The sequence below is a fragment of the Bianquea renquensis genome (assembly GCF_014384895.1).
GTDB lineage: Bacteria > Bacillota > Clostridia > Lachnospirales > Bianqueaceae > Bianquea > Bianquea renquensis.
Genome location: NZ_JACRSQ010000001.1, coordinates 326140 through 338913 on the forward strand (window position 1 = coordinate 326140; position 12774 = coordinate 338913).

General features: G+C 48.9%; 9 protein-coding genes. 2 read left to right on the plus strand and 7 right to left on the minus strand.

What is annotated here, in order from left to right; all coding sequences use genetic code 11:
• Window positions 1-127: 127 nt before the first annotated feature.
• Together H8730_RS01440 and H8730_RS01445 are read right to left on the minus strand one after the other, a co-directional pair.
• Window positions 128-730 carry a cytidylate kinase-like family protein gene (locus H8730_RS01440; RefSeq protein ID WP_177718264.1) on the minus strand — a complete coding sequence of 201 codons (603 nt, stop codon included), beginning with the start codon at window positions 728-730 and terminating at the stop codon, window positions 128-130.
• A 162-nt stretch (window positions 731-892) separates the two neighbouring features.
• A complete protein-coding gene (locus tag H8730_RS01445; RefSeq protein ID WP_177718262.1) occupies window positions 893-2257 on the minus strand; it encodes an MATE family efflux transporter in 1365 nt (454 codons plus the stop codon).
• A 190-nt stretch (window positions 2258-2447) separates the two neighbouring features.
• On the opposite strand from H8730_RS01445, the gene H8730_RS01450 reads away from it, so the two are divergent.
• The gene (locus H8730_RS01450; RefSeq protein ID WP_177718260.1) at window positions 2448-3239 is read left to right on the plus strand and encodes a MerR family transcriptional regulator; all 792 of its coding nucleotides are present in this window, start codon (window positions 2448-2450) and stop codon (window positions 3237-3239) included.
• 171 nt (window positions 3240-3410) lie between these two features.
• Here the strand turns inward: H8730_RS01450 and H8730_RS01455 are convergent, their stop codons facing one another.
• A complete protein-coding gene (locus H8730_RS01455) occupies window positions 3411-4265 on the minus strand; it encodes a helix-turn-helix transcriptional regulator (RefSeq protein WP_177718258.1) in 855 nt (284 codons plus the stop codon).
• Between the two features lie 182 nt (window positions 4266-4447).
• Here H8730_RS01455 and H8730_RS01460 point away from each other — a divergent pair, with 182 nt between their 5' ends.
• Window positions 4448-5545: a uroporphyrinogen decarboxylase family protein gene (locus H8730_RS01460; protein WP_177718256.1), complete on the plus strand. Its 1098-nt coding sequence runs from the start codon at window positions 4448-4450 to the stop codon at window positions 5543-5545.
• Window positions 5546-5655: 110 nt separating this feature from the next.
• On the opposite strand, the gene H8730_RS17505 is transcribed toward H8730_RS01460, so the two are convergent.
• The 4 genes from H8730_RS17505 to H8730_RS01490 form a co-directional block, all read right to left on the minus strand.
• Window positions 5656-8451 (minus strand): DUF7601 domain-containing protein, encoded by a 2796-nt coding sequence (locus H8730_RS17505; protein ID WP_283243813.1) that lies wholly within the window; start codon window positions 8449-8451, stop codon window positions 5656-5658.
• Window positions 8452-8636: 185 nt separating this feature from the next.
• Window positions 8637-10544, minus strand: coding sequence for a DUF6273 domain-containing protein (locus H8730_RS01480; protein ID WP_249289204.1), 1908 nt, complete (start codon window positions 10542-10544; stop codon window positions 8637-8639).
• Window positions 10545-10619: 75 nt separating this feature from the next.
• Window positions 10620-11465, minus strand: coding sequence for a signal peptidase I (locus tag H8730_RS01485; protein ID WP_249289206.1), 846 nt, complete (start codon window positions 11463-11465; stop codon window positions 10620-10622).
• A 323-nt stretch (window positions 11466-11788) separates the two neighbouring features.
• Window positions 11789-12631, minus strand: coding sequence for a tyrosine-type recombinase/integrase (locus H8730_RS01490; RefSeq protein ID WP_249289208.1), 843 nt, complete (start codon window positions 12629-12631; stop codon window positions 11789-11791).
• Window positions 12632-12774: the final 143 nt, after the last annotated feature.

The window sequence follows — 12774 nt, forward strand, 5'->3', positions numbered from 1 at the left end:
GTACACAAAAATTGTTCTACTTCTTTACAGTCAGAATCTGTTTTTTTCGCATATTGTCTTTCTCTATCAGATATCGAATGTAGCCCTTCTGTCCCAGCTTTTTCAGAGATAGGAACGCATCCCATACTCATTTGGAAAATAGCTGTACACATGACTGTAATAGAGCAACAGCACCGTCGATTCCAAATAAACCGCTATCAAGGCAGAGATTATAGCTATCGGCTTCACCCCATTGCTGATCGGTATAATAGTTATAATAAGAAGCCCGTTGTTTATCCGTATTTCGGATTCTTTTTTTGGCTTCATTCTCGCTAATACTATTTCTGGCTGCAACACGAGCGATTCTATGTTTCATGTCCGAATGTATAAAAACAGACAACACATTTTTTTGGTCTTGCAGCACATAGTCTGCGCAGCGGCCGACAATAACGGCTGCTCCAGCTTGTCCGATTCGATAAATCGCCTCAAACTGGGACAAAACAGATTTTAAGGGAACCGGCAGCTGCTTCACATCACCGGTAGTGCTGGCAAGCGACAGATTCATCCATTTATCTGCAAGACGTTCGTCATACCTTTCGACAATAGACTTTGACAAGCCACTTTCTTGTGCTGTCTTTTCTATTAGCAGGGTATCGTAATACGAATAGCCCAGAAGTTCCGCTAATTTTTCACCGATTTCGCGACCGCCACTGCCATATTGCCGTCCAATCGTAATAATCATCTTTTCCATTCAGTTATTCCTCCTTGATTATCTTTTTGAGCGTATTTTCTAGTAATACAATCTTTGCGTTAATATCCATTTTTTGTTTCCTTTCTTTGTTGTGACCACCGCTATCATAATTGCGGCCAGTCGTGATTATAAGCCGTTCAACTTAAGTTAAATATTTACTTCTCAGATTTTTTTCCAGTACATTTTCAGCATAACGAGCGCCATAATGAATGCCATAGTCTCTGCTAAGGGGCTTGCCCACAATGCACCCTCTACGCCTATGAACATTGGCAGCAAGATGGTAGGGATCACAAGAAACACAATCTGTCTTGCCAAAGACAAGAGTGTTGCTTGTCCAGCTTTTCCAATAGACTGGAATAGGATGCGCGTTACCATTTGCAAGCCGTTGATCGGTATGACTAAAAGATAGATCCTAAAGCATTTCACTGCAAATTCATTATACAGATCAGATTCAGAACCAAAGAGCCGAACGATGCTCATAGGAGCAAACTGGAATACAAGAAATGCCAAAATCAGGAATACAGTGGCAATCGTCAATACAAAACGGAAGGTTTTTTTCACTCTGTCTATTTGTCCACTTCCATAGTTGTACCCAAAAATTGGCTGTACACCAGTGGATAAGCCCATCACAAAAGCGGTCACAATCATATTGACCTTCATGACAATTCCCAGAGTTGTCAGCGGGATATCTGAACCGTAGATGGATTGAGCGCCATAGTATACCAGTACATTATTCGACACAGCCATAACGATAACGATTGAAATCTGAGTGATAAAACTGGAAGTTCCCATACTACATATTTTCCACAGTGTTTTGCCATGTAAGATAAAGTGGGATTTGTTCAGCTTGATGCTCTTAAATTTTCCGATATAGGCGACACATACAATAGCGTTTAATATTTGCCCGATCACGGTTGCCCAAGCGGCGCCTTTTACCCCCCAATGACAAACGAATATGAAGATAGGATCGAGGATAATGTTTGTGATACAGCCAACCAATAAACCAACCATGCTGTACTTCGGACTGCCGTCAGCACGAATAAGGCCTGACATGCCGGAGTCAATGGTGAAAAAGAGTATGCCGCAAGAAATAATTCTTCCATAATCGAGGGCATAGGGAAGATTGTCTGCGGTTGCTCCAAACAGCACACATAAGGGCCTCAAAAAAATATTGAACAGCACCGTTAAAACCACGCCAATGATAAGTAGCATTGTAATAGCATTTCCCACACCCTTTGCAGCTGATTCCTCATCTCTCTCTCCAAGTTTTAGACTCAAATATGACGCAGCGCCTTGGTCGATGAGTAGAGCTAGCGCCATTGCCAGAACGGTAAGCGGCATAATAACGCTGGTGGCGCCATTGCCAAGATAGCCAACACCTTGCCCGATAAATATCTGATCAACAATATTATATAGTGCGTTGACCACCTGTGATATCACGCTGGGTATGCCAAAGGCTACAATCAATTTTCCAATTTTTTCTGTTCCCAGGGGATTTCCTCCCTGGTTTACATTTGTTACTGCCATTCTAGACCTCCTTAATTTTTATATTCTTGAATATCATAAACCCTATTATAATAATAGAGTCAATAGACCAATCAAAAAAATACAGATCATATCATAATTCAACAATAAGGGGTTATCCACTGAAGTCGTGGGTTTACAAACAGCATGAACTCTGTTAGAATAACAGAGTATAATTGGTAAGGAGGACAAAATGAAACAGTATCTAACTATCAGTGAATTTGCCGGATTACGGAATGTAAATATAAACTCAATTCGCTATTATGAAAAGCAAAAATTCTTGATGCCTGCATGGATAGATCCGCAGACGAAATACCGTTACTATTTGCCAGAACAGCTGGGGATGCTGGATATGATTCTTCTTTGTATCAAACTCGGAATCCCCCTGAAAGAGTTGAAAGAATATATTGACCAGAGTGGAAAACTGGACGAAAAAATTTTTTTGGAAAACGGAAAAAGAATTATGCAAGAGCGAATTTCTGATATTCAGCTTGGATTGGAAATTACACAGTTCAATTTGAACAATATGGAGCAAAACTTAAAATATCGAGATCAATCTGGTCTTTATACTCGCGAAATTGAAGAACGTTTTTATATTGAAGTTCCATTTTGCGGAAACTGGAATGATCTTGTGCAGAAAGAGAAGACGGCCATGAAGCTCTTCCAGGATGCACAAGCACAAAATATGGCGCCTGTGTTTCCAGCTGGAATTTTAGTCCACTGTGATACGACGCCTGTATCGTATTCATTCTTTGTCCAGATTTTGCATCCCTCTAAAGAGAACAAACAAATTGTCCGGGTTCCCAAAATGTCATTTTATTGCATGCAGGTTGACCTGACAAGTGAAACTGATATCCAAAAAGTGCTAGAACAAAACTTTCCAATGCAAATCCAATGCACAGCTATCATATCCAATATGATTCTGGATAAATTTTATTTCAACAGTAGGCATAGCGAGATACAAGTTCCCCAATTTGCATTTTAGTAAGATTCTTCTGTTCCAATCTGTACATTGATTTCATAGGGAAAATCAGGTGAAGCGGATCATCTTCAAACTTCGCCCGAACACTTAAAAAGGTTTGGGAAGAAAAAGCCTTGAAGACAACGAAAGTGGAGAGAGCCAATCCCATGGTATCCGGGATCGGCTCTCTCCACTTTATGTATCGCTTTGCGGCAGCCGGTATTGTTTTGGGGAGTATGTGGTGTACTTTTTAAAAGTTCGATAGAAGTGCTGTAGATTATTGAATCCACAGGCAAAACAGATTTCACTGATGGAGAGGTGTGTATTCATTAGAAGTTTCTGCGCCTCAATGATTCTGCGGCAGTTAAGGTATTCGATAATGGGAACTCCGGTCTCCTTTTTAAAGATATGACATAAATAATATTTATTTACATAAAACGTCTCTTGTAGCAAGTCCAGGGTAAGCGGTTCTGAGTAGGACTGGTCCATATGCTGAATCACATTCTTGATCAGCAATGACGGTTTTGAGGTAGGAGTGGAAGATGGATATTGATTTAGCAGGCAATAGACTTCCCAAAAAAGAACAAGCAAATGAGATTGCTGCATAGCCGTGAGCTGTTTTTCTGAATAATTGCCAGGGTTCGACTTACACTTGTAGACAGCTAAGAAGAGTGCCAAAATCCGGCTATAGACATCTGGTGGAAGAGTTAACAGGCGCGTTTCCAATTGATCCAGTATAGAGTCCAGACCCTGTATCGCTAGATAAGGGCGAAGAATGTCAGCTGAAAAGTTGATGACGAATCGACTGTACTGAGAACCGGCTTTGTAATGTAATATGTGCATATCCCGCGGACAGATAAACAATAGGGAAAAATCCTGCAAAGGATATCGGGTATTTTTGATAAAGCAATCATTGTCGGATTTCACAAATAAATCTAGTTCAAATACGTTGTGATAATGGATTACGGGGGCATGCTTCTGTTCGATGATAGCATCGACATAGGTTATTTTGAATTCCGGCACCTCTACGTAATATTGATCCCATTCCATTTTCATATCCTCCGATGCGCAATATATGTGAATATCTTGATGAAAAACACAAGATACAAGTAGAAATGTATCCCTGAAAAAGATTATAATATAGGCCAAGGAATTAAGCAACCGAAGAGACACTTTTCTTGCTGAAATTCCTCGTCATTGGAACATACAATAATCGGATTGGAGGATATCACATGACGAACAGAGAACGCTTCCTCAGTGCACTTACCTTTCGCCCCATAGACCGCATCCCATTAGTGGAGTGGAACATACGAGGCAGCACCATGCGGGAATGGGTGAAGCAAGGGTATCCGGAAGGGGTCCCTCCTGCCATATTTTTTGATTTAGATCCATACAATGTAGGCGTACCGATTCATTTGGGAATGCACCCGGAATTTGAAGAAAGAATCATGGAAGATACGGGAGTCTACAAAATCTGGCGGGACAAACAAGGCGCTGTGCGCAAGGATTTTTCTAAGGATATGAATCCAGGATTTGTCACCCGGACATGGCTGTCCTTTCCGGTTCAGAGTCGGGACGATTTTCTCAAAATGAAAGAACGATACGACAGCAAGGATCCAGAGCGCATCCCGCAAAATTTTAAAGAGCGAGCCAAGATACTAAACCTTGGCGTCACAACGACGCACCTGAGCGTTCCCTTTCTTTTTTGGACCGCGCGGGATTGGATTGGATTTGAGAATCTCTGTATGATGTTTTATGATGATCCGTCTCTGGTCCATGAGATTTTTGCGTTTCTCACAGATTTTTGCATTGACGTTTTGCGGGATCGAATCCGACAGGTCGATATTGATGTGGTTGAGCTTAAGGAAGATATGGCCTATAAACACGCGCCAATGATCTCTCCCCACATGTTCCGCACCTTTATGTTTCCACATTACAGAAGGTTCATTGAATTCTTAAAGGGAAATGGCGTTAAACTTGTCTATGTGGACTGTGACGGTTATCCCGGAGGGCTCATTCCAGAATTTTTGGAGGCGGGCGTCGACGCCATCAGCCCGGTGGAAATCGCGGCGGGCAATGATGTGATCCAACTTCGGGAAGAGTATCCCCGCCTCGGAATGTTAGGGGGGATTGACAAGCGAGAACTTGCCAAAGACCGGAAAGCAATTTATCAGGAGGTAATCTCAAAGGTTCCGGTCATGTTGGAAAAAGGCGGATATATTCCCCACGTGGACCATGGAATTCCCCATGACGTCCCGCTGGTAAATTATCTTTATTATCGAGAGTTGTTGACGAACCTTGCCCTTGGCAAAAGCGTTCGGGAACCATAACGGTCGAAACGTATTATTCCGTATTTTAAAATATCAGAACAAGATGTGAAGGCCTGTTGCCATATCCGGACTCTTCTGTACCGATAGACAAAGGGGAGTAACACAGATGTTCAGTGGCGTTTATATTGTCTCTCACGTGATTTTCTTTTCCCGAGCAACGGGGGAATCATGATGAGCCCTGTGAGGCTGAGGAACATTAGTACAAACCACAAGATGAGGTTGCTATTGTCGCCGGTCTGGGGGGACGTGGGATTGCCCGGATTATCCGGCTTGCCGGATTCGCCGGGCGTATCCGGGTCAACGGGCTTGCTCGGATGGTAGGTATTCATTAAATCATATCCGTGAATGGCCTTATCATAGCCAGGCACCGCCGCTTCATTAACGGTATAGACAATCTTGTGGCCGTCCTCTGCATACTGGGGCATTTCAAAGGCATACTGCCAACCGTCGCCTGCTGTCACCAGCCGTTGGGCGGCAAGCTGGCCGTCCGCGTAAACTTCCACGATGATGGAATCGGGCCACTTATCTTCCGGGTTGTCCCCGTGATTCCATGTCTTGGTGCCTGTAATCTTCACCGTCTCCGGCTCTGTGATCTTCTCGCGGTAGCGGTTGGTAAACAGCGCGATATCCGCCGATTCCTCGTCTCGCATCAGGGCATAGGAACCATGGAGTGTGCCGTCCTCCAGCGTGACGGTGTAAGTGAGGGTGTAAACGGTATTGTCGTACTCCCAGCCCTCCGCGCCGGTGTTCAGTTCCGAGAGGGTATAGGTATAGACGCCGACATTCTCAAACGTGAACCAGCCCAATTCGGCTTTGCCACTGCCGGTAAGGGTGACGATTTTCGTATTGCCCCTGCTGCCCTCCGGCATAGGCGCGGTGTTGCTTTCGCCTTTCAGCAGGAAGGCGAACGGTGTTGCAGGCTCGTTCTCGCCTTCCACTGCCTTTTCAATGATAGGCGAGGCGATTTCTATGGGAGGAATGTAGGTGTTGAGAATATTGAAGCCGTCATAGCTGGGGACAAAGCCTTCAATGGGCAGTTCCTCCACGGTGTAGGCAATTTCCTCTCCGTCCGCTCCGTATTTGAGCGCGGTAAAGGTGTAATGCCACTCGCCCTTTTCATCCGGGGTAACGGAGATTTCCTCCACCAGCAAAGCCCCATTTTTAAGCCGGATGGTGATAGATTCGGGCAACACGCTCTCGTCATATCCGCCCAGCGCCCACGTCTTTTCACCCTTGATTTCCCTCTGCACTTCGCCCACAAAAATGTTGGTGGCGGTGACAGTTATCGTCTGACCGGAAAGGGGAGTGCCGTATCCGTTTCCCATAGTCAAGGCGTACCCGTCCGTGAAGTAGTCGTCCTCCCACACTTCGTAGGAGGTGCCCGCCGGGATCTCAAATTCCTTTGTTTCGCTGGGCTTGAGGGTAAACGCGGTTTCCACACCATCCACAAGCAAAGTAAAGTGAAATTCTTTGTTTTCGTCCGCTTTCGGGTATTCGCCCGCAAGCTGCTTGGTAACAGAGAGGGTAATCGGTTCCTCCGGTTCGTTCGGCGCCCGATTCTTGAATAGGATAAGGGGGTTTTGACCGCTTGCAATAGCGCCGGAGATTTCCTCAACCGTAGCGAGATACCCAGCCGCGTTGGTTTCTTTCACGGTGTAGGTTACGCCATTTGGGATATTTTCAAATACTTTTTGTTCTCCGGTTTTCAAAGTAAAGCTCTGCGGAGAAGCAGGCGCATCCTCGCCGGTAAAGGTGATTTCAAAGGTAAATTCTTTGGCCGGGTCGGGGCTCTCGCCCACAACTTCTTTTTGCACCGTCAGGCTGCCCGGTTCCTCGGCTGGTCCATACACATTGACAAAGGGCAGGAGAAGATTTTCCTCGCCAGTGATGGCTCCGGTATAGGATTTTGCCGTGGCGGTATATCCCTCCGCCGTGTAATCGGTTTCGGTGATGACGTATTGTGTCCCCACCGGCAGATTGGAAAAGGTTTTGCTCTCGCCGTGCTTTAATGCAAAGGTTTCCGTCTGCCCGTCGATCACGGCGGTAAAGGCAAATTCCTTCTGCAAATCCGCGCCGGTGCCCTTGACCTCCTTGGAAACAGTCAGGCTTCCCGTCTGGCCGGGGATGTAAGTGTTGGTAAACAGCGCCGCACAGCCTGCTTCGGTGATGGTTCCCGTATGGCCGGTGGAGGATATGATATAGCCGGGGACAGGCTGCTCCGTGACAGTATAGAGCACCCCCATGGGGATTTGTTCAAACAGGGCGGTCTGGTTGTGCTTCAATTGGAGCGTGCCGCCACTTGTAAGCTCCTGCGGTTCACCGCCGTCCACCGTGTATTCATAGGTGCCGCCGCCGGAAAAAGCGACGGTAAAAACAAACTCCTGTTGTTGCTGCGCATCGGTGAGGGGCGAACCGTCCGCATTTCGGACAGTCTTTTCTATGGTGAGCGCCCCTTGCAGCCGGACGTTGTAGGCGGTGACGGTGACAGGCTCCGTTTCCTCTCTGGTGACGGTAAAGGAGTAGCGGGTAAACTGTTGGCCCTGTTCGTCTTTATCAAAGGTGAAGCCGGGGGCTGGTGCGGATTCTTCAAAGTAGTATTCACCCGGCTCCAAGGAAACGGAAACTTTCCCGTCGCTGTCGGTAACATACCGCCCGCCGAGCTGGGTTCCGTCCTGGGTAAACAGGTAAAACGCCGCGCCGGGGACGGAATTTTCTGTTTCGGTCCCGTCCGGCAGCTTTTCCAGCTTCAAAAGCTCTACGTCGATATTGGCGGAAACTTCGCTTTGTGCCTCGTTCTTTGCCTGCTGGCCAAGGCTTTGCCAGCCCAGCGTGCCGGTGATAAGGCTGGAGAGAAGGAACAAAGCCGTCAGGAGCATACTTACCGACCGATATATCCCTGCTCGCATGGCAAAGCCCTCCTTCCGTTTCAAAGTTCTTTTCGTTTATCTTTCTGCTCTCTGCCACGCGCTCTCCGGAAAAGGGAAAGCGCATGGCAGGGAGCAGGGGCGGCGGACGCCGCCCTGTTCCCTTTATGGCAATGCTCGTGCTGTATCTCGTACAAATGCAATCCGCGTGCCGTTGGTTCTAAAACTTAACCGGCCAGATTCACCCACAAAGCGGGACGCACGCCACGGCCACCATAGACGACGTAGTAATAGCCAAAAGTGGACTCACCATTGGACGCACCCCCCAGCGCCACATTGCCGGAATCGGCGCGCGGCGAACGCAGCCAATAATACTTGCCGACTGTAGTATCGCACTTCTTCATGTTCACATCCGTTACCAACCGGCTTGTTCCGTAGGTGTAATCTCTCGCGTCGCTGGTTGCCGTACCGTCAAAGGTTCCGAACAAGTCGGCCTCGGAAAGCAGGAACACCTTGTCCTGGGTTGTAATCCATGTCGTCGCATTGTACTCGCTGCGGGTGGTGATTGCGGTTTGTACGGCATGACTCTGGAGAGTGCTTAAGCCGGTCAAATAGGTTCCGTTCAGCCATTCTCTCGCACTGCTGGTATCCCATACGTTATCGCCGGAACCATAGACACCTGCTTCACCGTCAAACACGCCGATGCCGTCTGTTCTAAAGGTCGGCTCCATTTCTTTTGCCCAAAGCAGCGCCTTGTTGCCGTCCCTCGCCAGCAAATACCAGTCTCTTCCGTCAATCGTCACCGTTTCCAGTGTGCCCGGCGTCATACTGCCGAAACCCGTTGTATCCCAGCTTGACAGCACCGTTACGCTGTAGGTTGCAAAGGTGGTATTATCCACAGTGGAAAGCGCGCGCACCGTCAAGGTTCCGCCCACGTATTCATCCGCGCCTACGGTCAGAACGCCGTCTCCGGTGATTCTGGTGCTGACAGACGTACCGCCGGATACGCTCCATGTTACCTTCTGGTTCGGATGCACCGCTTCGCCTGCCGATACCGCTGCCGTAAAGGTTGCGCTTTCCCCCAGCTTCACTTCATCTGCGGAGGCCGTTACCTTCACCGTCAGTTCGCGTCCCGCCGCCTGATTTAACAGGAACAGCGCGTCCGCTGTGGGAGCCGGGCCGTCATTCTCGCCAAAGAAGCCGTCACTGCCTTCCGCCGTGCCCCAGTCGCCCATGGTGGCGAACTGGCCCACTACATTAATGCCGTAATACCAGTTGTCTCCCGGCTCTTTCTGGAGGCTGATTCCGTCCAGCAGAAGGCCCGTGGCGGTGCCGGGTTCTATAGCCTGTGCCCAGTATGCCCAGCCGTCCACGTCATACACCCAGTATGCGCCAGGCTTCGAACCGGCGGCCTTCCACTCCGCCATGGTCATCACCGTGCCGTCTATGGTGCTGGTGGCCGTGTGGGTTTCTTCCACCGTCGTGATGTTTGTCCCCTCTACCGCAGCGTCGCCTTCGTCAATCTCGTTTTCGTCCGCGTCATACACCGCGTTGGCTGTTTTCTGTTCCCCATTGGCATAGGGCACATAGTCGTCGTAGTGGATATCGTCCGCCGCGTCTGTGCCGTCGTATGTACCGTTGACATCCGCCACGAGGCTGTCCTTGTTTTTGTTGAAGGTGGGCATATACGTCGTCTGTCCACCCAGCGTCCAGCTCCAGTAATCGTCGTGGAACACATCGGTTTCATCGTCCGGGATATGGGTTTTCCATGTAGAGACATCGTTGATGTCCGCTCCGGCTACCAGAGAAACGGCTTCCTTGCTGTCATAATCCGCATCGCCGGTTTTTAGCCCTGCGCCCAAGCCGATTTCCATGTACTCGTCCAGCCGGACGCGGGCGTAAATCGCCACGCCGCCTTCGGCTGCGCTCATGAAGTTTTCCACGTACACGTCCTTGTTGGTGCCGTCAAAGTCGTCGTGCAGCCGGGCACCGGGGTTCACTGTTCCCGTTTTCTCGTTGAGAGCCGTCTGGCTAATGCTCTGCCACGCGAAGGTGCCGGTTAGCAGAATGGCCGCCGAGACTGCGACTGCCGCCACCGCCGAGATGACTTTTCGCTTTCGGGTTGTTGCCGTCATTTTTCTCATCCTTTCACTTGAATTTCATATTATGTATAAAGGAGGAAAAGTGCCTCCCATACACCGTGAGGAGTTTCAATGTTCCGCCGGTTTCTTCGGCGGGCTCTTGAAGATGCGCCCCAGCACATAGAGCAGCCCAAACGCCACCGCCAAAATAAACAGCAGAAGCGGCCAGTATTGCCCGATAAAGCTAGCGACGGTTCCCAGAACTTCGCTGTGGAACACCACCTTGCCCACCACGTTGATGGCGGGAACCGTCTGCTTGTCCGGCTCGCGGTTCATGATCCCCTGCGTCTGGAAAGCGCGCTGGCCCGTGTTCTCGTAGTTTTCCGTGATGCCTACAATCCGGTGGGTGACGGAGGTGGTCTGGTTCGCCATGTAGGTGATGTCGTCCCCGATTTGCAGACTTTGGGGGTCTACGGTTTTCGTGATCACCAATGACCCTTTGGGTATCTCACTCTGCATGGATTCGGTCAGCACAATCATGCCGGTGAAGCCTGCAAAGCTGCGAGGCGAGCCGTCGCTCGTAGTGCGGACGAATACGGCGCTCAAAATTAACAGAAGTAACAGACTATAAAAAACACACTCCCCAATGATTTTTCCTGCCCGGACTTTTTTCGGCCCGGCGTTGGCGCTGTGCTGTGGTTTCGATTCCTGTCTCACAGGTTTTTCCTTCGCCTCCGGCTTGTCCGGCATGGGCGCGCTCAAGGCGAGTGGGGGAGCGTTGCCCTCAACTCTTGCGATATTCTTCCTCAGCTCTTGCTGCCGGGCCAGTTCTGTTTCCAGCTCTTGGATTTGCTCCTGCAACAGATCCACTTTCACCGCCAAATTGCGATAGGCCCCAATCAATACATCGATTCGGGGATCCTCCCGCGGCGGGGGCGTCTTTTCTTTTATGCTCTGTTCCTGTTCGTCCCTCATACTCATTTCCTTTAGTGCTATGGCTTGCCCCCTTTACAGCAGAAGAACCCTTCTGTTGTATTTTTTCCATCAGGAAACCGGAAGAGACCTCTAGAATTCCGTATCAGGTGTTTTCAGGGCGCACTAAAGCAACCTTTTCCAATCATTCTGTTGAAAAGGTTTGTTTGCTATGCTCAAATTGTCACAGTCTTGACTTTTTTGCCCCAATATGATATAAATGTATATAGGTCAGTATGTAACTATATCTCCCGTTTACAACAGAAGGGTTCTTCCGTGATCACCCATAGACCGGCGTTTCAGGCGCTGGTTTTTTTGTCCCTTTTTCAGATGACGAGTCGCATGGTCTCCATCTTCCTCCGGTGTTCCGCTCCCGTGGTGATGATGTATATCCGGGTCGTATTGATGTTCGAGTGGCCTAAAAGGTCCGCCAGCTTTGCCACGTCGTGGTCGATGCTGTAAAACGTCCGGGCGAACAGGTGGCGTAAGCTATGGGGAAACACCTTGCTTGGCGCAACCTGCGCCCGTTCGCATAAAGCCTTCATCTCCCGCCAGATGTTGGAGCGGTTCATAGGCTTGCCCGTGCGGGTAATAAACACCGGACCGCTTTGGATTTTCTGGCGTTGCATATACCGCCGCAGCTTCTTTTGCAGGGCGGCGGGCAAAAAGACCGTCCTTGTTTTTCCCTTGCAGTGAACCACCGCCTCGCCACGGGCGACGGCCTCCACTGTGATATACGGCAGTTCGCTCACCCGGATTCCCGTGGCACAGATGCTTTCCAGCAGCAGGGCCAACCGCTCGCTGCTTTTTTCTTTGGCCGCCTTTACCAGCCGGATGTATTCCTCCCGGCTTAATTCCCTTTCTTCCGGGCAGTAGAGTTTTTTCTGCACCTTAAAAGGCTTGACGCCGCAGCTTTCAAAGCCCCAAAAGCGGAGAAAGCCGTTGACCGCCGCCAGCGCAGCGTTGGCGCTGGAGGGGGCGTAGAGTTTCTCCAGCCTCGTCTTGTATTCCAGCATCAAAGCCTTGTCAATTTTCCGGCCCGCATCGTGGGCGACAAACTGCCGGACATGGCGCAGATATTTTTCAATTGTGGCTGCGCTTTTCTCCGCTTCCCGCAAGGCTGTTTCATATGGCGGTATCATGCTTTCCTGTAGCTTTTGTCGTTTCATTTTTTGTCCCTCCTGTACTTAGTAGGTAGTGTCAAAAACTACCTGTTTTTTTGTTGCAAAATCTAATAAAAACCTTGATTTTAAGGGAAATTTGCTATAAAAAGAGCATTGACCTCCCTTTTCTGGTATAATGTCTATCGCCA